Origin of the sequence: Cohnella thermotolerans DSM 17683, assembly GCF_000429825.1 — a bacterium.
Taxonomy (GTDB): Bacteria; Bacillota; Bacilli; order Paenibacillales; family Paenibacillaceae; genus Cohnella; species Cohnella thermotolerans.
In genome coordinates this window covers 1-25,525 of record NZ_AUCP01000047.1, presented here as the reverse complement: position 1 = coordinate 25,525, position 25,525 = coordinate 1, and the positions used below count along the sequence as shown (strand labels likewise).

Here is a 25,525-nt window from a genome sequence, read left to right as displayed (position 1 = left end):
GATCTCAATCACTCGCCGCGCAGTGTTTGAAGCAGCTTGTCCGTTAGCTCCCGCTCGCCGAGCGTCGCCAGTTCGTCTCGGCCGACGATGCACTCTTTCCACAGCTTCTCGTCGTTGGGGGTGCCTCCGATTAACGCTTTCACCAGCTTCTGTCCCCATTTGCGCCTGTTGTAGATCCGGAAGATCAGCGAGCCTTCCCTGCCGTCCCATATAAAGCGGACGACGCGCTCAGCCGTCTCGAAGACGGAATACAGGTAGCCGAAGTCGTCCGATCTTCGCTGATGCTTCGTCCTTCGATAGCCTTGGGTGAACAGAACCTTCTCCACTTCCTCGTAAATGGAAGCGAGAAACGCTTCCGTTGCGGTTTCCATCATCGGTTCAATCCTTTCCTTCGCGTTTTGCCGCCAGTTCGGCTTCCGTCTCCTCCAGAAAGCGGCGTACGACGCGATGCAGCTTGTCTGGTTCGGTGCTTTGAATGTCGTGGCCCGATTCGCTGAACGCTTCGACGCGCAGATGCGGGAAGATGCGGCGATAGCGTTCGACTTCTTCGTCGGGGAGCAAGCTGCCTTCGAGCAGACCTCTTAATAGCAGCGCGGGCATGCTTAGCGGCCTCTCGAACGTCATCTGCGTCGATTCGGCCTGTATGCCTCTAACGGCAACTTCGGATATGTGACTCGTTCGGCCGAAGGGGATCAGATACGAATGGATATAATCGTCCGCCCAAGCGTCCGGCATTCGCTTGTGAATCGCCGGATAGTCCTGCAACATAAGACTCGCGATCTTGTCCTCGTGCCGCGACGCATAGCCGAGCGCATAGGACACGCCGCGCGAATACGCAAACAGATGGAATCGGCCGTTCAGCGACAAATGATCGATCACCGCTTCCAAATCGGACACGTGTTGCGCCAGATCGTACCCCGAAGGCGGGGAATCGCTTCGTCCCCGGCCTCTGAAGGATAGGGCCACGCACCTTCGGGGATGAAGCGACGCCATGAACTCCGCGTACTCCTCCGCCGTCATGGACAGTCCCGGACAGATAACGAGCGGTATGAAGGAAAGGTCGGCACCCCCTCCCGTGTCGAGGTAATGAATCCGGCAGCCGTTATTGTCCACCCATTCCGATCTCAATCGGCATCCCCTCTCCCACCGTTCCCAAATGCTTGACCGATCATCGCTTTAATTCTCGGATTCAACCCGTCGGGAAGCCGCTTCAGGTCGAAATACCGCAGCTCGACCGCCTCTATGCCGTCCGCCTGCAGCGTGCCGCCGACAATTTCGTTCGTCGAATAAGCGATCGTCACCGCGTAAAACTCGTCATTGTTCGGCAGCTTCACGAATTGATCGAGGCCGGAGACGACGCCGAGGAGCGTTAATTTTCCGATGCGCAGCCCCGTCTCTTCCCATACTTCTCTGCGCCCCGTCTCTTCCGTCGATTCGCCAAGCTCCATCAACCCGCCCGGAAGCCCCCAGAGAGCGTTCGGCTTTTTCAGGAGCAGCAGTTCGCACACTTCGTTGAAAACGAGAACGGCTACGCCGACAAGAATGACAGATCTGTGGCCGATAATCGCTCTTAAGTCCTCAATGTACCCCAGGCGACACCCGCTCCTCTCTGCGGTAACGTAAAGATCTGTTCAATTCAACCAAGGAGTCGCGCTGATCGTCCACACGATAACGGCGAAGAGTAGCCCGCTCCAAAAGACTTCAGCGATAAATGCGAAGGCTACGACAGGCGTCGCCCTCCTCCATTTGGATCGGATTCTTTCACGTTCAGGATGTACCCTCATTTTACGGAGCTACGGTCGGTTTGACAAACAATGCCCTATCCCTCTGTCTTAGAAAAAGGTCAACAATTCGTCCAAACGCTCGATCGTTCGAAGCGGCCGGGCGGACAGCCCTTCCCTCCAGGGCTGATTGACCCGAATCCAAATCGTGTTCATCCCGATGGCCGCGGCGCCTTCGATATCGTTCACGGGATGGTCCCCGACGTAAACGCACTGCTCGGGCGCTGCTCCCAGACGTTTCGCAGCCATTTCGAAAATTCGGGCATCGGGCTTTTTCACCCCGGCTTCTTCAGAGACGAAGATACAATCGAACGAGCGAGCGCGACGATTCGAAGGATGGGAAGTAGGTTTGCAACAACGAATCCGTAAACTTGCCGAACGTCTTCGTCCGGTCCAATATCGTGTTGTCCAGGTCAAAGAGTACGGCTTGAATGGAATGACGAGGGGGAGTTAGGTTCATCGGCTTCTTCCTTTAATAAAGAGTCGACTTTAACGATCCAACGCTGGTCCGGGTCCGCCAGCAAAGTATTCCAACCGAGTGCGGCTGCCGGCTGCAAGTTTTTCTCCTGATCGTCCACGTAGAGAATCGGACTTTGGCTCTCCAACCGCTTGGCCACCAGTCGATAGATGACGAGATCGGGCTTGCAGCAGCCAACCTGATTGGAGATGGTCACGCTCTGCACGTATTTCTGTACGCCGCTTAGAACGGGATCCAGCCATTCCTGGCAATGATTGCTTACAAGATGAATGTCGGCGGTACGGCTCCAGGATTGCAGACGTTCATAGGCAGGCAGCGGCTTCAAAGCTTGCATTAAAAGCTTGCGGGCTTCGTTCGGGCGAATGTTCGGACATTGCTCGCCAAGCCAATCCCAAAACTGTTCCTCACGCAGTTCGCCTGTCCAAAGCCTTCGCCGAATGTCGCGATCGAATCGCCCCTTCAGCTCGCCGTTGCCGGAACGGAGCTCAAGCTCCCGCCAGAACAGCGGTGACAGATTATAACGCCCGCGATATCCAGCACCAGCTGCGGTTTACCGTTCATAAGGATTGCTCCCGTGAAATAAGTTTTGACGAACCTAGCGGGGGGCCGCCCCTTTTTACCAATGATTCCTTTGATCGTCAAGGAAAGTGCCTCTACCTCTGAACGACTCCGAATGTTATTTTCATATTTGGCGCATAAGCGAATGAAGAATCGATACCGAACGACCGGGAAAAAAGAAGCTCCGCCTCGTATTGCTTGCGCGCTTCGTCGGTCGACAACCCGCGCTTAATCAAGTTGGATATCATCTGTTCCGCATCCACCGGCGCTTGACCGAAGCCTTCCGCTTGTAAAGATCGAAACAGACTTTCACGAGCTGCATGCTCCATGTGCGAGTCCAGAAGATTGACTTTGTCGCTGACCCTGCATTCCACATGGATCAAGCCCAGTTTAATGAAGTAAGCGGGGATTTTGAGTCCGATGTTGCCATCTTTGCCGGTGCGGCTGGCGTCGTTCTCGTACAATTTCTGGAGGGATCAGCTCTTGTCCTTTGTCCACTCCGGTATACGTTGAACCCGCCGGCAGCATCGGCAAAAGCTTTAATCCCATGTAGCCGAACCCGCAGCCAAAGTCGATCAGATTGACAGGCGTATTGATTTTCCAAAAGGTCCTCACGAGAAATTCCAAGTAATCAACGTTATAGTAGAGCGACCGCGTATGGCGAAGATATTCGAGACGATCGTCCCATTCGTAATTAGACATATACGCTGCTGCTCGCCAATTTCGTTTTGACGATCCGACCGTCGCGGTCGACGACCCGATAAGCATTCGCGCCCGCCCTCATCGAGATGGCCTCGTATTCTTCTCCCTGAAAAATGACTGCGCAATGATCGTCGATGCCGATTCCCTGACCGTTGGTTCCTCGCAATATCGAAATGAAGGCTTCCTCCGCGCGTTTTTCGTTGAAATGCGGGCTGTGATAGCCTTTCAGAAAACCTAGGCCCTCGATAAGTTCCGACTCGTCGCCCAGGCCGTATTCGAACCAACAGATTGAACCGGCGCTAATGCCGGCCAGAATCGTCCCGCTCTCGTATGCATTCCATAGATGCGGCCGCACCATTCGTTTTCTCCAAATCTCAAGCAAATAAGCGGTGTCGCCGCCCCCTACATAGATCAAATCGGCTTGCGCGATTTGCCGCTCAATCTCCCCGGCGGACGTCCCGTTGTTCGCAAGCAGCAGGCAATTGACTTCGCACCCTAACCTCTCCCCATACACCGTCCGGAACGTTTCGCAATAACCCGGCGAGTCATGGCTCGCCGTCGGAATGAAGAGTGCTCTGGGTGTCTTCTTGCCGGTCCGTTTAACGATCTCGGCGTCGATACCTAACGTTTCAAGCTTACCAAGTTCTCCTCCGCCAATCGAAGCGATTGTTCTCACGTTGTTCTCCTCCCGGCCCACTCTTCGCGCAGCATACCGTAAACGATATGGTCGACGTAACGACCGAAGCCCAGCCTTTCGGGAATCGCCCTGCTCTTTACATTTCGTTCCGCCGCCAGGATTTCGACGCGATTCAAATTCAGCTCCCGAAAAACGTAATCGACGACGACCCGGCAGGCGCTCGTCATCCGTCCGCCGCCTTGGAATTCGCTGCCCAACAATCCACTGGCTCATTTTGTACGGTTCACGATATATCCTTAACCATAAGCAGTTGAACGTCGATTAATTCGTATCCCAACGACTTATACAGACCGATTGCCACTTCGAGTATCAACCGATTTTCCCCTCTATCAAGCTTGTATTTGGATTCGATCTCCAACGGTTGAAGGCTGCGAGATGACTAAAAATTCGACCGCTTCCTTTGATGAATTGAAGATTTGATGGGGGATTTGCGGCTTGTTCCCGGAGGCATCTTCTCATGGATGATGCTGAGATCTTGCCCGTTCACAAGGCGCCAACCGTCGCAATGATCTCCCCATACATAATGGGCCGCCGTCTCTTTGCTTATTTTCATGTTCCTCTCCGCTCCTTTTCGGATTTTGGCCCTCCCGTCTCCCTTGTGCGAAACGACCCGACCCTAGATAAACTCTATCTTAGGCCGGGTCGTAAGTTGTCCGCATTACTTTCCGCTATTATACATCCGATCGCCTTGGCGCGGAACCCCAGAAGCGTTAATTCATTCCTGCATTATTCGCCGAGACAAAAGTCGCTCTTCACGAACCACTATCTTTCCAGTAAAGTAAAGATGTTGCTGAATCCAATCCGGAGGTCCGATCGATGCCGATTTCTCGCCTGAACGCCTCTGTTCCTCAGCCCGCCGCTCCCGCCGCCGTTCATGACAAGGCGCCCATTACGCGACGGCAACACGCCATTTTTAACATTGCGACCGTTCTTTATTGGACGACTTTATACATCTATGTGCCCATTCTGACGCCTTTCCTTCAGGACAGAGGTCTGTCCATGGGGTGGATCGGGCTGATCGTCGGCAGCTACGGCATTACGCAGCTGATTATCCGCTTCCCGCTCGGCATTTATTCCGACCGGATGCGGCGCCGCAAGCCGTTTCTGATCGCCGGTTTGTTGGCCGGGCTGCTTAGCTGCGGATTGTTCGTGCTTGGCGGTTCATGGGAAGCTCCGCTGGCCGGACGACTGGTGGCGGGAATATGCGCTTCGTCCTGGGTGCCTTTTACGGTTCTGTACGCTTCGTATTTCCCGCCCCACGAATCGACGCGCGCGATGGGCAATCTCAGCTTTCTAACGGTCATCGGGCAACTGGCCGGCATGTGCGCCAGCGGCTGGCTAGCGGATTACGGCGGTTGGAACACCGCTTTTCTTGTCGGCATGGGAATTGCCGCGGCGGGGACGATTGCGTCCTTCGCCGTTCACGAGCCGTCCACCGGGACGTCTGTGACCGAGGGGCAAGGAATGTCGATGACGCAAGCATGGTCGGTTGTCCGAAAATCGCCGCTTCTTATCACCGTATCGATATTGGCTTTGCTTGCTCACTGCATTCTGTTTATCACCATGTTCGGCTTCACTCCGTTGCAAGCGGTTGCGTTAGGGGCTTCGGAATCGCAGTTGACGCTGCTCGTCGTCTCCTTCATGGTGCCGCACGCGCTCGTCTCTCTATGGACCGGCAGATGGATCGCCCCCCGCTTCGGCACGCGGCGCGTGATCGTTGCCGGCTTCTTGCTTAGCGCCGTCTGCACCGCTGCGATTCCGTACAGCGCAACGCTGCCTTGGCTGTTTGCGACGCAAATGCTGAACGGTACGGCTCAGGCGCTTTATCTGCCGCTGCTGCTGGGACTTGCGATCCGGGACACGCCGACTTCCGAGCGGGCGACGGCGATGGGCTTCTATCAGTCCGTTTATTCGATCGGAATGTTTGCCGGTCCTTATCTCGCCGGGTGGCTGAACGGCGTCGGCGGTCTGAAGGCCGGCTTCCTGTTCGGCGCCGCCATCGGCGTGGCCGCCGCAGCGTTGACCTGGATTCGGACTCCGCGCGATGACCGGAAGATGGAGTGAACGGGAACCGGCGGCAACCGGGCATGTTATCCTCTCCTTGGCCTTGTTGGGCGGTTCCTTGCAAATCCCTCTATCGTTATGCTCATGCGGATTGCCGTGTTATTCAACATGTACAATTTCCGGAGAGGACGATCAATGATTTGGGCTGCAAAAAAACCGCTCGTTAGAGCGGTTCGATAGTAGCGTGTGAGACCGCACGCTTATCCTCGCATCGAGGCTCCCAGCAGGTCCCCCCCATAAGCAAGAACGATGCCGAATACGTAACTCGTTCCGACGTAGAGGGCCAGCGTCTTCCACTTTTTTTCCCGTGCGAGCTGCACATTTTCTACATTGAAAGTGGAGAACGTCGTATAAGCGCCCATAAAGCCGGTTCCGAGCAATAAAGAAACGTTGTCCCCCCACGCCGCTCCCGCCAGCAAACCGAGCAGGAAGGAACCGGATAAATTGATCGCCCATGTGGCGAACGGCATAACGGACGAAAATCGTCGATTGAACCAGGTGCTGATGCCGTAACGCGCGCAAGCTCCGAAAAATCCGCCGATCGCGACAAGAATCAGATGGCCGATCACGAGGCATTCACGCTCCTTGTCTTCCGCAGCAACTGCGCTCGTGCGATTTCGTATCCGATCCATGCGCACAAGAAGCCGCCAACGAGACTTGCCAACGTATAAAGCAGAGCGTATCCCGGCAAGTTTTCTTTAAACAAGGAGACGGTCTCTACGCTAAAAGTTGAGAATGTCGTAAAAGCGCCGATCAGTCCGGTGCCGATGCCCAGCCGAATCCATGCGGGAAACTGCGGCTGCGAAGCCGCCCAAGTCGAGAACCATCCCAAGACCAGGCTGCCCAGCAAATTGATCAGGAAAGTACCGAGCGGGAACGGACTCGCCCACCAGTTATGGGCCCACATCCCTGTCAAGTATCGGAGCAACGCCCCCACAACGCCAAACAATCCTACGGCCCAATAATACATTTCGCCCTTCTCACCCTCGTCCGCCTGATACGAATAACTTCTTTTAACACTTTAGGGCATTCGCAGCCCCATTTCAAGAAGAGGCGACGAGTCTGCCTGGCATCTGGTCGAAGAAGCGATTCATACCGTTCGCCAATAATGGGAATCCTTGGGATGAGGTGATCGACATGATTTGGAAGTTGTTGTCCGTGTGGCTGTTGTCCGTATCTTTGCAAACAAGCGGACGGGTCCCGTCCGTTGAAGCGGTAGCTCCGTTCGTTTCGGTTTTTGACGTGAAGCAAGAAAAAGTCGTGAAGGTCCTGCCCCTGACCGACCGCCTTCAAAAGCAGGTGCTTGAAATGCTCCAGGCTTCTCCCGAATTGTTCGCCGGCTCGTCTTTGCCCGCCGATAAAAGCCGCTTGGTGCTTCATATTCCTTTCGCTTCGCCGGTTCAAGTGCACAACCCGCTCTATCCGGCCCAAATCAATGAAGTTTATCTCTTTGCCGAGCCTCGTCAAAAGCCGAAAGCATTGATTCTGTTCCATGCGAAGAGAAGCATCCTGGTCGTGTTAAATTGCAATCTCGAGAAATTTATGGAGGATAACGATTTGAACGTGCGGACTTGAACGGGCATGATCTTCAAATTCGATCTTGTCATGGGCGGTAACGGCCGCTGCGGAAAGGATAGGCTTGGGCGGATGATTCACTTTGACGTATCCCCCATCTCAAGCAAGATCTCGCGACAGACGCTCGCCAACTGGATGATCTACGGCGCGGATCAGTGGCTTTCGCTGCTCGCGGATCGAATGCGTGAGCATTTGTTGAACCAGGACATCCTGCATGCCGACGAGACGACGCTGCAGGTGCTGCGCGAGCCGGGCAAATCCGCACAAACCGACTCGTATCTGTGGCTGTACCGGACCGGCCGCATGGGGCCGCCGATCATCCTGTACGACTACCGGCCAACGCGCGGCGGCGAGCATCCTCGGAATTTTCTTGCGGGATTCAGCGGCTATCTGCACGTTGACGGATATCCCGCTTACCACAAGGTGTCCGGCGTCACGCTGGTCGGATGCTGGGCGCACGCAATACATCGTCATATGGAGCGGACATGTCGGATAATCCGGATCTGTCGCTTATAGCTTGAACAGTCCGGAATCGCGAATTTCCCGGTACAATTTGCGGAATTGAGGGATATCGATCTGCTGATCGGCGTCGGACAGAGCAGTTGGCGGATTCGGATGCACCTCGACCATCACTCCGTCTGCCCCGGCTGCGAGAGCCGCTTTGGCACATGGCAGCAGGATATCCTTGCGGCCGGTTGCGTGGCTGACGTCGACCAATACGGGCAGGTGGCTTTCTTGTTTAATGATCGGCACCGCCGAAATGTCGAGCGTGTTCCGCGTCCACTTCTCATAGCTGCGGATACCGCGTTCGACGAGAATTACCTGCGTATTACCACGCGATACGACGTATTCCGCCGCATGCAGCCACTCCTCCATCGTCGCGGCCAGACCGCGTTTGAGCAGCACGGGAACCTTTGATTCGCCCGCGGCTTTCAACAGCTCGAAGTTCTGCATGTTGCGGGCGCCGATTTGGATCACGTCCAAGTAATCCGCCGCAATTCCGATTGTTGCCGGATCGACGATCTCGCTAACGGCGAGCAATCCGAATTCGTCGGCGACCTCGCGCATGAGCTTGAGACCTTTCACCCCAAGCCCCTGGAAATCGTAGGGAGACGTTCTCGGCTTGAAGGCGCCGCCTCGAAGCATTGGCACGCCTTCCTCCTTCAAAGCGCGGCCCACCTCCCGCAGCTGCTCGCGGCTCTCGACCGAACAAGGGCCGGCCACCATAAGGGAGTGGTTCCCGCCGATTTGGACGCCTTTGATCTCGATAACCGTATCTTCCGCTTGTTTCTTCCGGCTGACCAGCAGCTGTTTCCGGTGGGATTGTCCCTGTAGCTCCATAGACACCTTGAAAATCTCCTTGAATATATGACGGATCGCAGCCGCGTCGAAAGGGCCCGGATTTGCCGCCACCAGCACGTCGAGCATCTCCTTCTCCCTCGCCGGATCAAACTTCGGCACTCCTTGTCTTTCCTTTACCTCGCCCATTTCCTTCACCAACGCGGCACGATCGCTAATCAGCTTCAGCAATTGTCCGTTGACTTCGTCCACCATAGTACGCAACTGCTCCAAAGTCCGGTGTCCCATTTCCCTCTTCCTCTCTTCGATATAAAATGCAAAAAGTCCCCGCCGTAAGGGACGGGGAACCGAGTGCACGGTGAATAGCCTCTGCGCTGAAGTCCAGATATCAGACGACGATGGAGGAGTGGCTGCATCCCAGTGATACAATATTAAATTTTTCCGGCAACTGCGGTCATTTGTATTCGTACCCTTCATGACAATGACCCTATTAAATTATGAAGGTGGAGGAAAGAAGGATGACCAACAGAATAAAGAGAACCAAGACAAAACCGAAATGACGTCCGAATCCAAATCCTGCAAATCCGCTCATTCATTTCCACTCCTTTCCACTAAGTTCCTATATTATATGTTTTTATTTCGGAATTGCTTGGGTAAATGCTTATCTAAAGGTCTAATTTTATGACCAAACATAGAAAACTCGATTTCAGCCTTGGTTATACGCCCTGTCAATTTATGAAATGAAGCATATCGTTACACCCTACAGCGGCGATGACGAGAAATCCTTTGCGATTACTGGCATTGATGACCTTTCGCTGGTGTACCAGCCATCCATGAGAACGTAAACCTGCTCATCTTGTACAGCTGGGAGTGATTCAATCATCTCAAGAGCCAAATCGTTCTTGCTCTTGAACGGCAGGCCGTGCAGCTGGCAATAAACGGCCAAGAAAAGGCCAGCCAGAACTGACTGGCTGACGATAGGCAGGTAAAGGGATACATGGAATCGGGACATCTTCTGTTTAGTCATTCGACGAAGGTTCGAAAATCCTGGCTTTTGCTGGGCTTTGTCGACGGCAATCGATCCGTTAAATCACGCAGATACCGGTCAGAAGGATGACCAGCAGAATAAAGAGAACCTTCATGACAATGACCCTATTAAATTATGACGGTGGAAAGAATGATGACCAACAGAATAAAGAGAACCAAGACAAAACCGATATGACGTCCAAATCCAAATCCTGCGAATCCGCTCATTCGTTTTCACTCCTTTCCACTAAGCTCCTATATTATATTTTTTTATTTCGGAATTGCTTGGGTAAATGCTTATCTAAAGGTCTAATTTTATGACCAAACATAGAAAACTCGAGATTCGGGCAAAGCGTAAATATTCTCAAGAAGAACAGTTGGCTTGTGCACCTCATATCATAACAGTACGGATATCAAAAAGGGGCAAGGTAGTGTGATGAGTCGTAGAATAGGTACTTCTTAAGCCATCACCGAATCTGTATTTCTTTTTATAGATGATCTAGAAACTGGTAAATATCCCGTTCAGCAATGAAACCGCCAATGAAATTATTAAAGCCGTGAAATCGGAAGCAAATTGATTAAATTAAGAAAAAACCAATATTGGCAACGACAAGCAAGAGGTCACTGGCCAGAACGACTTCCTTTTCATGGTAATCAGCGCCCCGATGAAGGGGATGAATATGGGGGCCGACACGGGAGGCGAGCTGTATCGTTCCAACTCGTCTAATGCAGATCGTGTATCACTCCTCCTCATAAAACACTGCCTTCCATCCAGCCTTCCAGCAACCTACCTCCGTGCGGTTCGAGTACACGGTCGATGAATGGAATAAGAAGTTCGACGGTTTCCTTTTTATAAAAAGAATCAAGAGCGTATAAAAATTCGTCGCATAACTGCTTGTCGTATTCCGCAAGCGAACGTACCGCCCATTTGCCTATCCCGATCCATTGGCCGTTTGCTCGCAAAATAAACTTGGTGACCAGCTCGGTTAGTTGATTTACGATAAACAAGTTTTCATGATATAAGTGTGCATCGGACAAATCCTCCAGGCATTCCGTTATTTGATACCGAACCTGGTTCATTTCATCCCATGTCCATTCGCAGGGTCCTTGGGACATCAGATCTCGCGCTTCCGACCGGATCCCTTCTGCAAATCCTGTATCTACAATCGTTTCTCCTTCTACACACATGCGGAGTATCGAAGGAAGACCGCTTCTTCTGGCTTCATCAAAAAAAGAACGATAAACACTGCGTGTTACCACAAAGGCTTCAATGGTCCAGCCATACCCGGTGTAGTTTTGTTTGAAAGGGAACTGCGTATCGTCAAAAACGAGGATGTCCAGATCGGAGTTCGGGGTCAAGTTTCGATGCGCGGCGCTTCCTCCCAAAAACGCGACACATGCATTTGGAAAATGCTTTTTTATAAATGATCTGGCGGCTGCTTTCGGGCTATATTTCATCTAATCATCTCCCTCAATAAAATAATGTTTTCTCCGTTTTTCTAGCTATTTCACATGATTTCATCTTCGACTCACGTATGGTCGCATATGGATCTCCACGTATACCCTTGCGGTTAACCCTCCCATATCTCCCTGGGTCGATGCCCTAATGGTGTGAATTTCTCCCAGCCTATCCGTGCTTCGTTTGTCAAAGATCTACCTGTGGATGAACTAAGTTGCCACTTGAAGCAGTTGCGCCGCCCGATGGGGGCCAAGCACCTTACCGGCATCATAAGCCTTTTTCTTGCGGCTCGGAACAGCAAAGCACGGAGTCGTGTCTGGCTGCCGTAGCGCCTTCCATGAGGCCGATGGACTCGCGGGCTCTTGGGTACAGCAATTCCGCTCTCTCCTCTGATTACAGAATATGTAGGTGACCGAATAGATGTTAGTCATCATTCTGGTAATCCAACAACAATTTGATTCATGGCACGACGATGAGGCTGCGAATAAGCCGCTCAGCTCATAGAAACGGCCAAAAAAAGGCCAGCCAGAACTGACTGGCTGACCTGATAACAACGAGCCAAAATGAACTTGACGATAGGCAGGTAAAGGGATACATGGAATCGGGACATCTTTTCCGGCCGACACTAAGCTTTTGTCCTTGCAGTTGGGAAAAAGCTTGTTATCTTCCCCTTATCCCGTCTTTCTTCGGCTCTTTTGGTAATCACCCGCCAAACCTTTGATCTTACGGTAGAACGTTTTATCCTTCAATCGATTAAACAGTTCATAAGAGGGATATGCGAGGTTCACCTCGATGATCCATATTTTCCCTTTATGATCGATACCAAAATCTATACCCGCCTCATGGGAGCGATATCCGCTTTTCGTTGCATATCGGATCAATTTAAATCCGTGGTCGATCAACTCACGTTTTACGCTCTCGATTTGATCACGGCCATAGCCTAACGATTGGGCCAGTGCATTCTCGATCGTGGCGGCATACCCTCCACCCCGCCGAACATTGGTCACGACGCTGCTTTCTCCCGCAACTTTCGCCAGCATCCCCGCATACTGCCATTTTTCTTTGCCGTCCCGCATAATCATCACACGAATGGAAAAGGGGCTTCCTTGAATGGTGGCCAAGTCGATCGTCTTTTGGACGAGAACCGACTTTGCGCGCCGTCCGTCTGTGACCTTATCATAGAGTTCGTCGATCGATTTCACATCCACCGGTTTACCCTTGACTCTAACAAACCGATAACCTTTTTCTGTTTTCCATGCCTTTATGATTCCCGAGCCGGTATGCTCGTTCTTGCCTTTGACGTATACCGATGGGTATTTGTCCAAGTATTTCGAAAGGGAGCCGGGAGTCAGAATCGAGGTCGGCGGCAAAAGTTTGCGGAGATCTGAATGTTTGGAATATAACTGATGTATCTCCCATTTGGAAGGATCCCATTTTGAGGCCATGCCATCATTCCTTTATCTTCGTTGTCCCAAACGCTTATTTTGCGATCTTCCTCAACCTTTTAATTTTTCGATACAACGTCAGATCCGGAAGCATTTTGAAATTCCCTCTGATCAGAGGTTCGATATTGACTTCGAAAATCCAGATTCTCTTCCGGCGGTCAATGCCGATGTCGACGGCAAACTCTTTCAGACTGGGGTACATTCGGCTTACGTGACGAACCGATTTGACGACGCATCTTTCCAATCTCCGTTTCATTTCGGTTTTTTCCTTATTCGTATATTTCAAATGTTTTGTAAAGAGCGTATCGAGTAATATCGGGGTCCCCCCGTAATGCGATGTTGTCACGATACTTCCCTTCTCCCCCAGCCTCCCGCAGATCCCTCCGACCTTCCACTTCCCATTCACTCTCAGGGAATGGCAACGAAGATCAAAGTGTCTGCCGTCCTTCGTCACACTGTCTATTGCCCGTTGGATAATATATCTGCTGCCCTCCGTCTTGCTCTTCACTTTATTCCAGAGATCCTTCGAATGGACGTATGTCGTGCTGGTCCCTGACCTTAATTGAAATTCGTTGTTCTTTAACTTCTCAATCCGGAACACGCCTCTCGATTTTCTCCCTTGGTCCGGTTTGAGGTAAATCGCGTCATATTTCTTGATCATCCTGTGAAACGCGCTTTCCCGTAACAGTTCCGTTTCGGGAATATGACCGGAGACCTCAGGCGTATGAATGAGCTGATAGGCCACTGCAAGTTTGCTTTTGACATGGTGTTTCTCAATCGCCATCAAATCACCCGCCGCGCATTATTTTTTTGGCTCTGAGATATTTTCGATACAGCTTCCGGTCGATCGTCTCCAATCCTATGCAATCCGGTTTCGTATTGGCCTCGATGAACCACACTTTTCCTTTCTTATCGACTCCCAAATCCAACCCGAGAATTTTCAGCGGGTAATGGGAATCCAAAATTTGTGCGATTTGATAGGAAGGGTCCAATAAATCCCGCATGACTTCCGAACTGTTCAATGACTGGTCGGTTTCCCGGAGCAATTTGTATAAATTATGATCCTTGGCCCCCTTCGCGATATTCGTGACGATCGATGACTTGTGGGGCGCGACTTTAGCGCTCATCAACGTCGCTCGCCACCTGCCCAGCGGTTTCTGCAGTACGACCCGGACATCGAATGGACGGTGCTGATAAGTTGCCAAATCAATGCCTTGTTGGATGATGTATTTCTTTTTGGGATTCAGAATCCATTTGATTCGCAAGTATACTTGATCCGACGAGCACAAGCTCGTGGTTTGATTATATGAAATTTCAGATTCTTTCGCGTTATGCTTCTTGACCCGGATGATACCGGAGCCTTTTCTCCCGACATCAGGCTTGATATAAACGCATGAATAGGCTTGCAGCATTCTTTGGAGGCTCGAAAGCTGAAACCAGTCCGTATCCGGAACATAATGCTTCATGATGGGGTCGTTCATGAGGGGAAGTCCCTTTTTCATTTTGCTGCGAATGATGGTGTGTTCGATACGATCACCTCCTTAATCCTCCTTTATAAAGCCTTTTCGTTTGAAATAGGTTTCCAGCAGCTTCAAAAATGACTCTATATCTTTGCAGGTAATATCACCGATATTCGCGATCCTAAACGTTCTGAAATCATCGAGTTTGCCGGGGTAGATCGTGTAGCCTCTACTGTGCAAGTAGTCGTGCATCTCTTTGAAATTGTAACCTTCTACGTTCGGTTCGAAGATGGACGTGACTAACTTGGAATGGAGATGATCACTGGCGATATACTTTAATCCCAGCCGGGTTACGCCGGCAATCAACGTTTCCCAAGATTTTTGATACCGTGAATATCTTTGTTCGATCCCTTCTTCTTTTAATTCTTCGATCGCTTGTTTCAGCGCATATAGGGTTTGAACGGGAGGCGTAAACCGGGTTTGGCGGGTTTCCGAGAAAAAACGGTATTGGGCGTGCAAATTCAAATAATAATTTCTCGGCTGAGAGGGCTGTTTTCTTTCCAATAACTCCGTTTCGGCGATGACGAACGAAATCCCGGGCATGGCTTGAAGATTTTTGTTGGAACTGGCCGCGAGGTAATGAATGTTCATTTCGCGCATGTCGATCGGGATCGCTGCAAAAGAACTGATGGCATCCACAATCAGGTGTATGCGATGGCTTCGGCACAAAGCGCCAATCGCTTCAATGTCATTCAGAAGCCCGGTCGTCGTCTCGTGGTGTACGACAGCCAGATGGGTGATTTTACGGCGGCTTTTGTTCAGAAGCGATTTCAATGCGGTCAAATCAAGGGCTACATGCGGAGGACTGTGGAATACCAAATGGTCTAATCCGTACGCTTCCGCCATTTCGCACATTCGTTTGCCGTACGCTCCGTTATTCACGATCAGAACCAGATCGCCGTGATGGACGGCGGAACTGAGTATGGACTCGACAGCAGCCGTGCCGGAGCCTCCAAACAATACGGTCGAATAACTCTCCGGATCGGCAACGATACGGGTCAATTCGATGCAAACCGTTTCGATCAGTTGGCCGAATTCTTTTTCACGCGGGCAAATATCCGGCACCACTTGGGCTCGTTTAACGCGATCCGTTGTCGTTGCGGGGCCGGGAGTGAGCAAAATATTTCTTCTGACCGGCTGCATCAGCTTCCCTCTCCATTCGATTCTGAGAAATTGCGGTTCAAAAACTTCTGTAACCGTTCTTTGACCTCGTAAGGTTTGCTTGCTGGCCGGCTCAGCTGATCCTCGGTGCTGGAAGAAATTTTGAGATGCAGAAAGGTCAAGCCTTTCGTCATTTTCCATTTTTCGAGGCATGCATTCAGTTCGTCTAGATTGTGGACATAGACGGATTGTGAGTAACCGCAGGCTGAAGCAATGTTAACGAAATTTACATTATGTGAAACCGTCTTTTGCCCGCCCGTAGAATCATGCGCATTGTTATCCAATAAGATATGAATCATATTCTGCGGATTGCAGTAGCCGATCGTAGCCAAACTGCCCATACGCATCAGCAGCGAGCCGTCTCCATCGATCACGACGATATCGAAACGGGGTTGGCTAAGCGCGAGTCCAAGGCCGAAAGAACCGACGCACCCCATGGAACCGACCATATATAAGTTGTTGCAAGCATCTTCGATTTCGTACAATTGCCTTCCGGTTTTTCCGGTAGTGGCGAGCTGAACGGTTTGGCTGTCTTTCCATGCATTGATCATCCGCAATGCTTCCTGGCGGGGAGGCAGCTGATTGGAGGCGTGTTGTCCCCTGGTTACTTTGTTGACGGTGAAGGAGTGCTCCTGTTTTTGCAGATTTTCTGGTTCGAACGTTCCTTTGCGCACCACGAAGAAAAAAGGGCGGTTGCTTTCGATATACTGGGCGGCCAGCAACAACTGTCTTTTGGCTTTTTTCAAATCGTCAGACAAATACATCCACTTTACCTGCATCGAATCCAGCAGCTTTGTCGTGATGCGTCCCATCAGTTCATGCTGCGGTTCATCCGGATCACCGGGTTCTCCCCGCCAGCTGACAAACCCCAGCACCGGGATGCGAAACGGATAATTCAGCGATACAAGCGGCGAAACGGCATTCGCCAGACCGGAATTTTGCATCAGAACAACGGGTTTCTTTCCTCCCAGCAAAGCTCCAGAAGCGATGGCGACCGCGTCGCCCTCGTTCGCTGCTCCGATATACTCGCATTCATTGATGGCAAAATTGATCAAGTTTTTTAAAAAGGAGCAGGGAACGCCGCTGTAAAAATCAAAGCCCAGTTTCTTCAATTCTTTCCCGAAACTTTTGGTGTTGATCATCGATGATTCGCACCTTCCTAACGCCAACTGCCTTGCGTGCTTCTCGGACTGCTTCTGCTGCTGTGACTGCTTCTGTTGCTTCGGCTGTGCGGGAACTTCGGCTCCTTGGGTTGAACAGCGGATATCTGTTGGTATTGACGATCGTCCTCGCATACTCCAACGGGTTCAAAAAAACGCGCTGCGCTTTCGCTCCATAAGCCTTGACGATGGAAACTTTTGCCGATTGGGCGTTGCATTCGATCAGCCATATCTTCCCTTTTTTATCCACGGCGAAGTCAATGCCGATTTCCCCGAATTCTCCGTATTTTTTCTCCACGCTTGCATAGACCTTGTGCAAGAAATCTTGGATGTTGCTTTTCAAGACATTCAATTTTTGAGCGGTATAACGGGGAAATAACTTAGGAAGATAAACGTCATACCGGTAAGCGGACGAATGGGTGGTAATGGGGGAATTGGGCCTGCCTACCCGCGCGCAAATGCCGACAATGTCGATATCGTTTTGTTTATTTCTTTGCACTTCGGCCCGAAAATCGACAAGACGGTTGTTTTTGATTTTCACCAGATCGATCGCTCGCTGTACAATCACTTTCTTATCCCCGAAAAAAGCTCTGATTGTTTTGAGCAAGCTTTCCATATTGATTGCTTTCCCGCGAACCAATTTCCCGATAATCGAATAACTGTATAGATAACCGGTATCATTTGGCAAGCGTTCAACGCGCATCACCTGCAGCCCTTTCCTGCCACGATGGGCTTTCACATACGCATGCCTGAACTTGAGAAGCGAGCTTTCCATATCGCTCCATTTTTCGACATTTACAGTTGGAGGCAAATGAGGACGTACGTTCTGGTCCTGATTCAAGTGCTGATATAAATCGCTCTTGTTAAAGGCATGGATCGGATTGATTCTTTTAATTCCCAAGCCATCGAATTTTTCTAGAAGGTCGGCAGTTCCATCTCCTCCTCCCCGGACATAAATGACGTCCGGAAAAGGGAACGATTTCTTCGTCCACTTTTTTTCCTTGTAATCGAAGGATGTGCCAGCGATTTGTCTCTTAGAAAAATTTACATCTTCAGCGGTAAAGAAAATCAGCGTCGTGCCTGCTTCCATGTTTGCTTCCACAAGCTTTTTGAGTCTGTAATATCTTCCCATATGTTTTAACGGTATGGATCTGTTGCTTAGATACACGCCGACGATCGGACGTGAAGCCGAAGAAGATCTGTATGAACGGTACATTCCGATTCACCTCAAGAGTTCATTTATGGTTTTTTTCTGCGGCATATCCGGCATTTCGTTGACGGATATCACGTCCGTTGTTTTCTTGGCCGGTCTGTGCCAATATTTTTCGTTTCCCGGCAGATCGTCAAACCAGGCGGCTTCTAGAGGACAGTCCAAAATCATGAGTTTTCCATACTCTCCGTCACGCGATTGATGATACTTTAAATAAGCTTTGCCGTTCTCGATGGCGAGGATTTCAATTTTGCCCGATGTATGACTCATGCAAAGCTTCACTCGTTTGCCTAAGCCGGATGTTCTGGATTTGGCTTTTTCCACGATTCGATACACTTCTTCCAGCGTAAGCACGAATCCCCTGTTGCCCGCGACGGGTCTGTTTACAAAAAAGTAATAAGGCGTAACGCCTGCCCATGAAAGCCGATCCAGCAATTCGCCGAGAACTGCAGGGTCATCGTTGATTCCTTTCAACACAGGCGTCTGATTCACGACGATCGCTCCGGCGTCGTGAAGCGCCTTGAAACATCTTTTGGCTTCCGGCGTGATCTCTTTGGAGTGGTTCACATGCGCCATGATATAGATCCGTTTCTCTTCCGTGGAATAGGTCCGGATCGCATCAAGGAGCTGCTCGTCTTCATAGATTCTCATGGGGTTGAAGACAGGCATCTTCGAGCCGATTCGGATAATTTTGACGTGCTCGATCGACCTTAGGGTTTCCAACAGATTGCGAATTTTGCTGGTCGCCAGGATGAACGGGTCGCCGCCGGTCAGCAGAACATTGTTGATTTCAGGCGTTCTCGCGATATATTCGATTCCGTCTTGCACGTCAGGCATCGCCTCTTTCACGTCCGTGCGGAACAAGCGTTTACGAAAGCAAAATCTGCAATAGGACCCGCATACTTCAGAGACGAGCAGCAACGCGGTCGTCCGGTATTTATGCTGGCATCCTTTTACCACGTAGTTCGTGTCTTCGTCGGAAGCGTCCCATCGGCCGTACTCTTGAAGTTCGTTCACATTGGGGATCACGAGTTTTCGGATAGGGTCATTCGGATTCGACCAGTCAATCAACTGCAAATAATAGTCGTTAAGCCGAAAAACAAATTTTTCGGTTACATGCTTCAAAGCAGCCTTCTCACTCTCGGTCAGCCACGGCAACTCGTCCAGATTGGTGGAATATTTCACTTGCATGATCAGTCGATTCTCCTCTCAAGCGCATGTGGATCTTTCTCCGACGCCATACTTTCCTGCGAATTTGTAGTTAGTTAATGCGGTCTTGGATATTCATGTGTTGGTTAAATGCGGAAAAGCCAAGAAATCCGCGAGTTCACTCCGAGAATATAAAAAATACCATGCCTTTAAAGTCCGGCATGGTATTCACCCATGTCTGACCAACCGTATGGCACCCTATTCGCTTTCTTTTTCCACAGATAGGGCGGCAAGGTACTTGTCTTCAGCCGATAGAAGTTCCTCCGCGTTTTGCAGCCGGAAAATTTCTTCGAGAGGGGACACGCAGTTTTCGATTTGAATGAGACTTTCCTCCTGGTACAATCTTTTGCTTATATTTTGCATGGCGCTCACCGATGCCCTTAAATTGTGATTGGCCCAAATCACCATATCGATTCCCAATTCATGAAAACGATTTTTGGGCGTTCGATAATACTTGGTGGGGACAATCATAACCGGAAGTCTGCCGCTCCATTCTTTCACGAACGATTCGATCTCGGTCATATCCGATCTTTTGCTGTGTGCCAGGATGGCGTCCGCGCCCGCTTGACGGTAAGCCTCCGCTCTTTTCAGCATTTCCTCCATTCCCCAGCCCGCGATAAAAGCCTCCACTCTCGCCACGACCACAAAATCCTCATCTTGTTGGGTATCTTTCATCGCTTTGATCTTGCCGCAAAATTCATCGATCGGGGCGAGAGGCTGCGCTTCTCCCCGGATAAAAGAGTTTGTTTTGGGAAACTGTTTATCTTCGATGCACACCCCTGCAATCTGGCGTTGCTCCAATTTTTTCACTAATCGTCTTGCGTTGTTGAAGTTTCCGTATCCCGTATCTCCATCCAACAAAATCGGGATCCGGGTTGCATCGCTCATAAACTCCAAAACCTCCAGCACCTGCGTCCAAGAGGCTTCATTGTTGTCCCTTACGCCCATGGAAGCGGAAATCGAAAGTCCGCTGGCCCAAATCCCTTTAAATCCGGCCTCTTCAACGATCTTCGCGGATAAACCGTTATGAGCTTCCATCATATATTCCGTTTTCGGTGACTGGATCAATCGCTTTAATTGGGTCGATTTCTTCATTGAAGTCATCCCTTTCCTCCCAAAATCAACAAACCTGTTCGGCTATGTCTTTAGAAATATGTATCTGCATGTCTCCTTGTGTTGGTCAATCGTTTACATTTCATAAATTTCAACGCGCGAATTTTACTCTTCGCCAGAAAGGGATGACGGTCAATGAATGTTTCAGATCAAGTAAATGGGAAAATCGGACGATTGACGGATCAATTATTGGAATGGCAGGCGCAGGTATGGACGTTGGGGAGTATGCTACATCTATGGCACATGGGCCGCCATAACGGGGTTGGCATCCATAGGGTTTGATGGAGGGTGGGGAGAATCCTGCAACAGCGATCGGGTTATGCAGTATACCCCACTCGGAGCAAGCACGCCTTCTCAAACCGCTTGGGCGCTGGACGCCCTGATTGCCGTTCATGCTAGGCCCGTGCCCGAAATCAAGAAAGGCATCCAGAGATTGATAAGTCTATTGCATGAGGAAAATGGGAAAACCAAATATCCTACAGGAGCGGGTCTTCCGGGGTTTTTTTATTCCTATTATCATAGCTATCGGTACATTTGGCCGCTTCTGGCGCTCAGCCATTTTAAAAAGAAATATTCGGAATAGCCGCGCGAGCCGAAAAAGACGATAACCCATCCGTTTTACTCCCCTTCCGGAGCCTCGGAAACTTCCAAAATGAAGGACAAATGCAGCGCCACCACCGCCATAACCTACTCCGGCACTCATCATGAGTCAATCACACTGTTAAGATGCGTAGGAGGCAAATGGATTGTACATTTGTTCTCTATGGCCAAATAATCTGCATATGTGTACTGATCCCTAAGCGTACAAGCGAAGCGACTGCCGCTTGAATAAACTGAATCATATTTCAAAAGGAAGGTGACCGGAATCGTGACCTCAAAGTCCAGAATGGTTATCGAAGACGCCAAACGATGGATGGGCCAGCCCGTCTGTATCGTATTGAAAGACGGGAGCTTTTATGTAGGTGTGATAACCGAAGTTGAAAATCGGGAGCTTACCCTGTCCGGAAAAAAAGGCCGCGGTAAAGTGAATTCGTCTTTCGTGCAGTCGGCAGAAAAAGCAAAATTAAACGGGTTCTTTCCCCAGGCGCCCGCAGCGCCCGCTTCCCTATTCGGTGGAGGCTGGGAAGACGGCCTGTTCGGCTTTCGTCCAGGAGGTGCCGGTGGGGTACCCGCAGGCCCGAAAACGCCGGTAAAGGCCGGGGGCGGGATTCTAGGAATGTTGGGTATAGCTGGTAAATTTTGGCCGATACTCAAGATAGGATTCGGCATGCTGCGAACCATCGTGCCGCTTTTAGGGGGCTTAAAAATTTAATACGAATGCCCTTTGGTCGTGAGAATCGTTTCTATACCAAGGGGTATGTGCAGCGGACAAGCCGCGGATCGTCGTTTCGCCACCGAAACAAAAATGGCCGAACAGCAAACGCTGATCGGCCAATAACATAACATTAGCCCTGGGCTGGCTATCCATTAGATAAATATACCGCCAGCCAGAATGATCACCAGAAGAATGAACAGCACCAATACAAACGCTGCACCGCCGCCGAAACCGAATCCGCCAACTCCGGCACTCATTGTTTGTCATCCTCCATCCTTATGAATATTGTGATTTCTCATCGCTCTGCCATGATATGAGGGGGCGGCTGTAAGGTCTGTACGTTTGTTCCGGTTGTCAAAATTACCCGGTCTTCCATGCGATATAATCGCCGACCCTGAAGTAGGGCTCCTGGGCCAGCATCAAATCGGCATATTTCATAATTCCGAGTCCGATTTCCGGGTCGAACAGCATGGTAAGATCCAGCTCCTGGATTTCGCTCGGATCGATGGAATGTTCGTGACTCCGGAATTCATCGAGGTTGGGACGTTCGCATTGAAATCCGGCTTGGCGCAGATCAACGAGCCACTCATCCACCGACGGAATTTTGTCGAATTTGAAAAAGTCCATAATTTCTTGGCGGGGCGGCTCCGGGATTTCCGAATAAAGAACGATCTCGCGATCAATCAGCCGGCCTCCCGGTTTTAAAACCCGATAATATTCTTCCAACGACTTGGGTATATCGGTAAAGATGGTGACGGATTCCGCATAAACGACGTCAAACGATTCGTTGTCGAAGGGGAGTTCCTGCACGTCGCCCTGAACCCATTCGATGTCGGTGATCCCTTCTTTTTCGGCCCGCTTCTTTGCCTTTTCAAGCATCAGCGGATGCCTGTCAAGCGCAGTTACACGGAACCCTTGGCCCGCAAGATAACAAGCCGTTTTGCCCGTACCGCATCCCACTTCCAGAATCCGCAAATCGCCTTGCCCCAGGGCTTTGTCCAAAAGCTTTTGGGTCGCCTTGAATCCCCCCGGATGGGCGGAAGCCACTCCCAGCCGCGAGAGCAGGTCCATATACTCCATTCATGTCTCCTCCTTCATTCGTCCATGCATAAATAGGTATATGGGGAAGGGGTTTGCCCCGTGTTTGCGTTTGCCTATGAAGTGAAAATCTTCAAACACTCCCTCGATCGGCCTTTCAAAAACGGCATCCACCAATTCCATTTTCCCAAGCTCCAGCACGTAGGCGTATTCAGTCAAGTCTTTACGGGTGATCTTCCCCCGCCCCGCGACGCCGTATTTGGCGTGGTGAATCCGGCGAAAGACGGCATGCTCTTCCTCCGTCCCGCGCCGGTCGCGGATATGACCGCGGGACCAAATGGAATGTATATTTCCCCTAAAATTAAAACAAAACGAAATCTGCTGTTCAGAACGTTTAGGAACGTAGTTCATGAACAGATATTCCGTCTCTTCCCTGCGTTTTTGGCCGAGTGATGCTTAATGCCATTGGAGTCGGCCCGAGTAATGGATTGTTTTAACGAGCCGATCATGAACTTCTGCGACTTAAAACAGGTTCCTCAGTTGCTCCGTATCATTTTTTATCATTCGTTCAAATCCGGGTATAACTATGAACCCCTCTCCCGGTTCTCTATCTAAATTTTCCGTCTCTCCATCTATTGCCGACCTTACCATGTAATTGAGTCCCTTAACGCAAAATTGTTGTTTGTTAATGATCATCGTAGGCTCCATTGCAATTGTTGGGGATGTCCTGCCCGGCCTCCGTCTCGGCGGTCCAACAATTTTACTGTTCCAAATACATACATTCATGTAAACTCTATGTTACCGGAAAATTCGATTGGAGTGCACTGGATTGAAAATCGATACGAACAGGCTCGAAATCATTGCCATTGACGGGAATAATGTCCAATCCCCGCTCATTCATTCTTACTCGGAGAATAAGAAGCACATTAACCGTTATTTGGATCAGCTTAAAGGCGATCCTCAACCAAGCAAATATTCGTCGTATTCAGGCAACAGACAGACGACGGATCGATCCTCGAATTCGAAAGCGGCCTCTTTGCCCGTCCAGTATGCTCGTCCTTCGATCTTTTCCGAATCGGGCGCTCCTTGCGCAGCCTCTACGGCTTGCCTCGCCTCCCCGATCGTAAGCCCCGACCACCAGGCGAAGTCATGAAGCGTTGCAGGTCCGTGGCCGGAAAAATAACGTTTGGCAAGTTCTGCCAGAGACGCCTCCCGGGACAACTCCCGCTCCTCCCGCACCCATTCGTCCAGCAGGATGAACGTTTGCTGCTTCCCTTCCATCGGCCCGAGACAAATCAGCCCCGACTGCGCCAAACCAGAGCAATTGATAGCCGCGCTGGTTTTTGGTGCCGATGCCGGCGCTCTCCAGCAGTTGCATCAGGTCCGGACGGCTTATCCTCCCTTTGTCTTGCATAGCACTGCGAATGAGAGATTCGGAATGCACGAGAAGTTTGGCGTCAATTTCCAGCTGCTCCAGCCTCCGTTTATTCTGGGCCAGCATGCGGGGCGCTAGCTTGAGCATCCATTTCACATCTTCCGCCGGCACAAAATGAAGCGTACCGCGCATCGCCCAGGTGAGGACGATCTTCTTATCGACCAGAGCTTGTTCGATGTCCGCAGCCTGCGCGCCTTCCGTGCGGCAGCCGATCGCCCATATCGCTTGCAAATCATCTTGCGCCTGCATGGCGCCCAACCTGCGGATCGCCTCCTCAGGCGTCGCCGATTTCGCCCCGGCAATGCGTTGGTTGAACAATCGCCGATACGCGATCGCTTTGTTTGCCATTTGCCAGCTTCACTCCCTTATCATCATTTTCCAAGCCCGGCATGGAGGTTGTTAAGATCTGCCTTCGGCTTTCGCTAGACATTTAAGAAAGTACTTGTTAACTTCGGTAAGCACATCTTGCATGATTGCAAGCGTGGTTGTCCATTCATGCGACTCTAATCCGTGATCCGCGTCTTCGATCAAATGAATGCTTGCGGTTTCAATTTGCCTTCTATCCTCTTTCGTAAACAAAGGATCCCGATCCCCCGTGATGACCAGGCCGTTGCTTTTTTGAATGAACGGAACGGTCATCTTAATCGGCGTTAAAAATAGGTGCTCCACTTTCCTGTTCAATCTCTCAGCGAGCAATCCCGCAATATAGGTTCCCAAACTTTTGCCGTTAAAAATGACCGTCTTTCAGATCCAACGTTTTGAACGCTTCTTCGAGATCGGCGACGATATGATTGATGTCGTTGTCGTTAAACTCAGGTTTCGCGCGGGCAACCTGGTATCCGTATTCAAGAGACAAGACGTCCATTCCTAGCTGAAGGGCGATTTTTCATATGTAGTGGAATAACGGTCTTTCAACGCTATAGTTGGCTCCGGGAAACTCCACGACTAATGCGGAGGAAGCTTCTGTCTCCACGAATTTATAGATGCAGTCCACGCCCCAAGAAGCAGGCAAGAATCTCTTTTAGCTTCATAGCCGCCCCCTTTCGAGAATGTCGTATAGCGACATCATAACAAAAAGCCCTATTTTGGGATATGAAAAAAGAGCCCAACAACCTCCTATGCAAGAGGCCGAATCAGGCTCTAATTGATCGTTCCGGTTGTATCGCTACCGGAAAAGTTAACGGACCTAAATGATGCTATGACCGAGACAAACGGCCAATTGGCCGTAAATTCTCCTGATAACGTATCTGTGTCCATTACTTTAGCGATCCCTGTAATAT

Annotated in this window: 25 protein-coding genes and 7 pseudogenes; 5 read left to right on the top strand and 27 right to left on the bottom strand. The window is 50.6% G+C overall.

From position 1 onward, the window contains the following. Positions 1-8 precede the first annotated feature (8 nt). The 9 genes and pseudogenes from G485_RS0109770 to G485_RS30865 form a co-directional block, all read right to left on the bottom strand. Positions 9-374, bottom strand: a complete 366-nt coding sequence (locus tag G485_RS0109770; protein WP_027092407.1) for a hypothetical protein — start codon at positions 372-374, stop codon at positions 9-11. A 4-nt stretch (positions 375-378) separates the two neighbouring features. Continuing rightward, positions 379-1,128, bottom strand: coding sequence for an alpha/beta fold hydrolase (locus G485_RS25845; protein ID WP_051318151.1), 750 nt, complete (start codon positions 1,126-1,128; stop codon positions 379-381). After that, a complete protein-coding gene (locus G485_RS0109760) occupies positions 1,125-1,592 on the bottom strand; it encodes an NUDIX hydrolase (protein ID WP_027092406.1) in 468 nt (155 codons plus the stop codon). Before G485_RS0109760 ends, G485_RS25845 begins: the two co-directional genes overlap by 4 nt. Before the next feature lie 240 nt (positions 1,593-1,832). Further along, on the bottom strand, positions 1,833-2,060 hold the full coding sequence (locus G485_RS30880) for an HAD family hydrolase (RefSeq protein WP_051318150.1): 228 nt from the start codon (positions 2,058-2,060) through the stop codon (positions 1,833-1,835). A 134-nt stretch (positions 2,061-2,194) separates the two neighbouring features. Beyond that, on the bottom strand, positions 2,195-2,593 hold the full coding sequence (locus G485_RS30875; RefSeq protein WP_240489110.1) for an HAD family hydrolase: 399 nt from the start codon (positions 2,591-2,593) through the stop codon (positions 2,195-2,197). Between the two features lie 319 nt (positions 2,594-2,912). Further along, a pseudogene (locus G485_RS30870) lies at positions 2,913-3,519 on the bottom strand (hypothetical protein). Continuing rightward, complete coding sequence (locus G485_RS25825; RefSeq protein WP_035155506.1) at positions 3,512-4,195, bottom strand: Type 1 glutamine amidotransferase-like domain-containing protein; 684 nt, start codon at positions 4,193-4,195, stop codon at positions 3,512-3,514. Before G485_RS25825 ends, G485_RS30870 begins: the two are co-directional and overlap by 8 nt. Beyond that, a pseudogene (locus tag G485_RS0109735) lies at positions 4,192-4,413 on the bottom strand (GNAT family N-acetyltransferase); the annotation flags it as partial. The pseudogene G485_RS0109735 and the gene G485_RS25825, both read right to left, overlap by 4 nt. Positions 4,414-4,545: 132 nt before the next feature. Then, positions 4,546-4,769 (bottom strand): annotated as a pseudogene (locus tag G485_RS30865) (hypothetical protein). Positions 4,770-5,032: 263 nt separating this feature from the next. Here G485_RS30865 and G485_RS0109720 point away from each other — a divergent pair. Then, on the top strand, positions 5,033-6,280 hold the full coding sequence (locus tag G485_RS0109720; protein ID WP_084423230.1) for an MFS transporter: 1,248 nt from the start codon (positions 5,033-5,035) through the stop codon (positions 6,278-6,280). Between the two features lie 200 nt (positions 6,281-6,480). Here G485_RS0109720 and crcB (G485_RS0109715) read toward each other — a convergent pair whose 3' ends face one another. Further along, positions 6,481-6,849, bottom strand: a complete 369-nt coding sequence (gene crcB / locus G485_RS0109715; RefSeq protein ID WP_027092403.1) for a fluoride efflux transporter CrcB — start codon at positions 6,847-6,849, stop codon at positions 6,481-6,483. Beyond that, positions 6,846-7,250, bottom strand: a complete 405-nt coding sequence (gene crcB, locus G485_RS0109710; protein ID WP_027092402.1) for a fluoride efflux transporter CrcB — start codon at positions 7,248-7,250, stop codon at positions 6,846-6,848. The genes crcB (G485_RS0109715) and crcB (G485_RS0109710) overlap by 4 nt, the downstream gene beginning before the upstream one ends. A gap of 167 nt (positions 7,251-7,417) precedes the next feature. On the opposite strand from crcB (G485_RS0109710), the gene G485_RS0109705 reads away from it, so the two are divergent. Together G485_RS0109705 and G485_RS25815 are read left to right on the top strand one after the other, a co-directional pair. Next, positions 7,418-7,855 (top strand): hypothetical protein, encoded by a 438-nt coding sequence (locus tag G485_RS0109705; protein WP_027092401.1) that lies wholly within the window; start codon positions 7,418-7,420, stop codon positions 7,853-7,855. 105 nt (positions 7,856-7,960) lie between these two features. Then, positions 7,961-8,317 (top strand): annotated as a pseudogene (locus G485_RS25815) (IS66 family transposase); the annotation flags it as partial. 48 nt (positions 8,318-8,365) lie between these two features. Here G485_RS25815 and G485_RS0109695 read toward each other — a convergent pair. The 10 genes from G485_RS0109695 to aepX all read right to left on the bottom strand — a co-directional run bounded on the left by G485_RS0109695 (position 8,366) and on the right by aepX (position 20,439). Continuing rightward, positions 8,366-9,442 (bottom strand): bifunctional 3-deoxy-7-phosphoheptulonate synthase/chorismate mutase, encoded by a 1,077-nt coding sequence (locus G485_RS0109695; protein ID WP_027092400.1) that lies wholly within the window; start codon positions 9,440-9,442, stop codon positions 8,366-8,368. A 1,488-nt stretch (positions 9,443-10,930) separates the two neighbouring features. Next, the gene (locus tag G485_RS0109675; protein ID WP_027092398.1) at positions 10,931-11,638 is read right to left on the bottom strand and encodes a nucleotidyltransferase domain-containing protein; all 708 of its coding nucleotides are present in this window, start codon (positions 11,636-11,638) and stop codon (positions 10,931-10,933) included. A 672-nt stretch (positions 11,639-12,310) separates the two neighbouring features. Beyond that, positions 12,311-13,084, bottom strand: coding sequence for a YheC/YheD family protein (locus tag G485_RS0109670; protein ID WP_027092397.1), 774 nt, complete (start codon positions 13,082-13,084; stop codon positions 12,311-12,313). A gap of 34 nt (positions 13,085-13,118) precedes the next feature. Continuing rightward, positions 13,119-13,868 (bottom strand): YheC/YheD family protein, encoded by a 750-nt coding sequence (locus tag G485_RS0109665; protein WP_027092396.1) that lies wholly within the window; start codon positions 13,866-13,868, stop codon positions 13,119-13,121. A gap of 4 nt (positions 13,869-13,872) precedes the next feature. Further along, positions 13,873-14,565 carry a YheC/YheD family protein gene (locus G485_RS0109660; protein WP_027092395.1) on the bottom strand — a complete coding sequence of 231 codons (693 nt, stop codon included), beginning with the start codon at positions 14,563-14,565 and terminating at the stop codon, positions 13,873-13,875. 60 nt (positions 14,566-14,625) lie between these two features. Then, a complete protein-coding gene (locus G485_RS0109655) occupies positions 14,626-15,747 on the bottom strand; it encodes a 2-aminoethylphosphonate aminotransferase (RefSeq protein WP_027092394.1) in 1,122 nt (373 codons plus the stop codon). Next, positions 15,747-16,907, bottom strand: a complete 1,161-nt coding sequence (gene aepY, locus G485_RS0109650; protein ID WP_205620135.1) for a phosphonopyruvate decarboxylase — start codon at positions 16,905-16,907, stop codon at positions 15,747-15,749. Before aepY ends, G485_RS0109655 begins: the two co-directional genes overlap by 1 nt. Then, complete coding sequence (locus tag G485_RS0109645) at positions 16,858-18,015, bottom strand: YheC/YheD family endospore coat-associated protein (protein ID WP_027092392.1); 1,158 nt, start codon at positions 18,013-18,015, stop codon at positions 16,858-16,860. The genes aepY and G485_RS0109645 overlap by 50 nt, the downstream gene beginning before the upstream one ends. Positions 18,016-18,147: 132 nt before the next feature. Then, entirely contained in the window at positions 18,148-19,329 is a 1,182-nt protein-coding gene (locus G485_RS0109640) for a KamA family radical SAM protein (protein WP_027092391.1), read from the bottom strand. A gap of 213 nt (positions 19,330-19,542) precedes the next feature. After that, positions 19,543-20,439 (bottom strand): phosphoenolpyruvate mutase, encoded by an 897-nt coding sequence (aepX, locus tag G485_RS0109635; RefSeq protein ID WP_027092390.1) that lies wholly within the window; start codon positions 20,437-20,439, stop codon positions 19,543-19,545. A gap of 226 nt (positions 20,440-20,665) precedes the next feature. Here aepX and G485_RS28945 point away from each other — a divergent pair. Both G485_RS28945 and G485_RS0109625 read left to right on the top strand, forming a co-directional pair. Beyond that, a pseudogene (locus G485_RS28945) lies at positions 20,666-21,040 on the top strand (squalene--hopene cyclase); the annotation flags it as partial. A gap of 273 nt (positions 21,041-21,313) precedes the next feature. Beyond that, positions 21,314-21,769: a hypothetical protein gene (locus G485_RS0109625; RefSeq protein ID WP_156922236.1), complete on the top strand. Its 456-nt coding sequence runs from the start codon at positions 21,314-21,316 to the stop codon at positions 21,767-21,769. A gap of 155 nt (positions 21,770-21,924) precedes the next feature. On the opposite strand, the gene G485_RS28940 is transcribed toward G485_RS0109625, so the two are convergent. From G485_RS28940 to G485_RS31225, 6 genes and pseudogenes are all read right to left on the bottom strand, one after another. Continuing rightward, complete coding sequence (locus G485_RS28940; RefSeq protein ID WP_084423226.1) at positions 21,925-22,029, bottom strand: sporulation protein YjcZ; 105 nt, start codon at positions 22,027-22,029, stop codon at positions 21,925-21,927. A 103-nt stretch (positions 22,030-22,132) separates the two neighbouring features. Further along, positions 22,133-22,852: a class I SAM-dependent methyltransferase gene (locus tag G485_RS25810; RefSeq protein ID WP_051318147.1), complete on the bottom strand. Its 720-nt coding sequence runs from the start codon at positions 22,850-22,852 to the stop codon at positions 22,133-22,135. Beyond that, a complete protein-coding gene (locus G485_RS0109610; protein WP_027092388.1) occupies positions 22,853-23,221 on the bottom strand; it encodes a hypothetical protein in 369 nt (122 codons plus the stop codon). A 114-nt stretch (positions 23,222-23,335) separates the two neighbouring features. Next, a pseudogene (locus G485_RS30855) lies at positions 23,336-23,506 on the bottom strand (GNAT family N-acetyltransferase); the annotation flags it as partial. Between the two features lie 264 nt (positions 23,507-23,770). Further along, positions 23,771-24,494, bottom strand: a pseudogene (locus G485_RS25800) (winged helix DNA-binding domain-containing protein). Positions 24,495-24,972: 478 nt separating this feature from the next. Further along, the gene (locus G485_RS31225) at positions 24,973-25,101 is read right to left on the bottom strand and encodes a hypothetical protein (RefSeq protein WP_276203346.1); all 129 of its coding nucleotides are present in this window, start codon (positions 25,099-25,101) and stop codon (positions 24,973-24,975) included. Between the last annotated feature and the right edge of the window lie 424 nt (positions 25,102-25,525).

Excerpts from the sequence above, each read along its gene's own strand:
- G485_RS0109770 (WP_027092407.1), bottom strand. The coding sequence starts at position 374 with ATGATGGAAACCGCAACGGAAGCGTTTCTCGCTTCCATTTACGAGGAA.
- G485_RS30875 (WP_240489110.1), bottom strand. The coding sequence starts at position 2,593 with ATGCAAGCTTTGAAGCCGCTGCCTGCCTATGAACGTCTGCAATCCTGG.
- G485_RS0109720 (WP_084423230.1), top strand. The coding sequence starts at position 5,033 with ATGCCGATTTCTCGCCTGAACGCCTCTGTTCCTCAGCCCGCCGCTCCC.
- crcB (WP_027092402.1), bottom strand. The coding sequence starts at position 7,250 with ATGTATTATTGGGCCGTAGGATTGTTTGGCGTTGTGGGGGCGTTGCTC.
- G485_RS0109705 (WP_027092401.1), top strand. The coding sequence starts at position 7,418 with ATGATTTGGAAGTTGTTGTCCGTGTGGCTGTTGTCCGTATCTTTGCAA.
- G485_RS0109695 (WP_027092400.1), bottom strand. The coding sequence starts at position 9,442 with ATGGGACACCGGACTTTGGAGCAGTTGCGTACTATGGTGGACGAAGTC.
- G485_RS0109675 (WP_027092398.1), bottom strand. The coding sequence starts at position 11,638 with ATGAAATATAGCCCGAAAGCAGCCGCCAGATCATTTATAAAAAAGCAT.
- G485_RS0109670 (WP_027092397.1), bottom strand. The coding sequence starts at position 13,084 with ATGGCCTCAAAATGGGATCCTTCCAAATGGGAGATACATCAGTTATAT.
- G485_RS0109665 (WP_027092396.1), bottom strand. The coding sequence starts at position 13,868 with ATGGCGATTGAGAAACACCATGTCAAAAGCAAACTTGCAGTGGCCTAT.
- G485_RS0109660 (WP_027092395.1), bottom strand. The coding sequence starts at position 14,565 with ATGAACGACCCCATCATGAAGCATTATGTTCCGGATACGGACTGGTTT.
- G485_RS0109655 (WP_027092394.1), bottom strand. The coding sequence starts at position 15,747 with ATGCAGCCGGTCAGAAGAAATATTTTGCTCACTCCCGGCCCCGCAACG.
- aepY (WP_205620135.1), bottom strand. The coding sequence starts at position 16,907 with ATGATCAACACCAAAAGTTTCGGGAAAGAATTGAAGAAACTGGGCTTT.
- G485_RS0109645 (WP_027092392.1), bottom strand. The coding sequence starts at position 18,015 with ATGGAAGCAGGCACGACGCTGATTTTCTTTACCGCTGAAGATGTAAAT.
- aepX (WP_027092390.1), bottom strand. The coding sequence starts at position 20,439 with ATGAAGAAATCGACCCAATTAAAGCGATTGATCCAGTCACCGAAAACG.
- G485_RS28940 (WP_084423226.1), bottom strand. The coding sequence starts at position 22,029 with ATGAGTGCCGGAGTTGGCGGATTCGGTTTCGGCGGCGGTGCAGCGTTT.
- G485_RS25810 (WP_051318147.1), bottom strand. The coding sequence starts at position 22,852 with ATGGAGTATATGGACCTGCTCTCGCGGCTGGGAGTGGCTTCCGCCCAT.
- G485_RS0109610 (WP_027092388.1), bottom strand. The coding sequence starts at position 23,221 with ATGAACTACGTTCCTAAACGTTCTGAACAGCAGATTTCGTTTTGTTTT.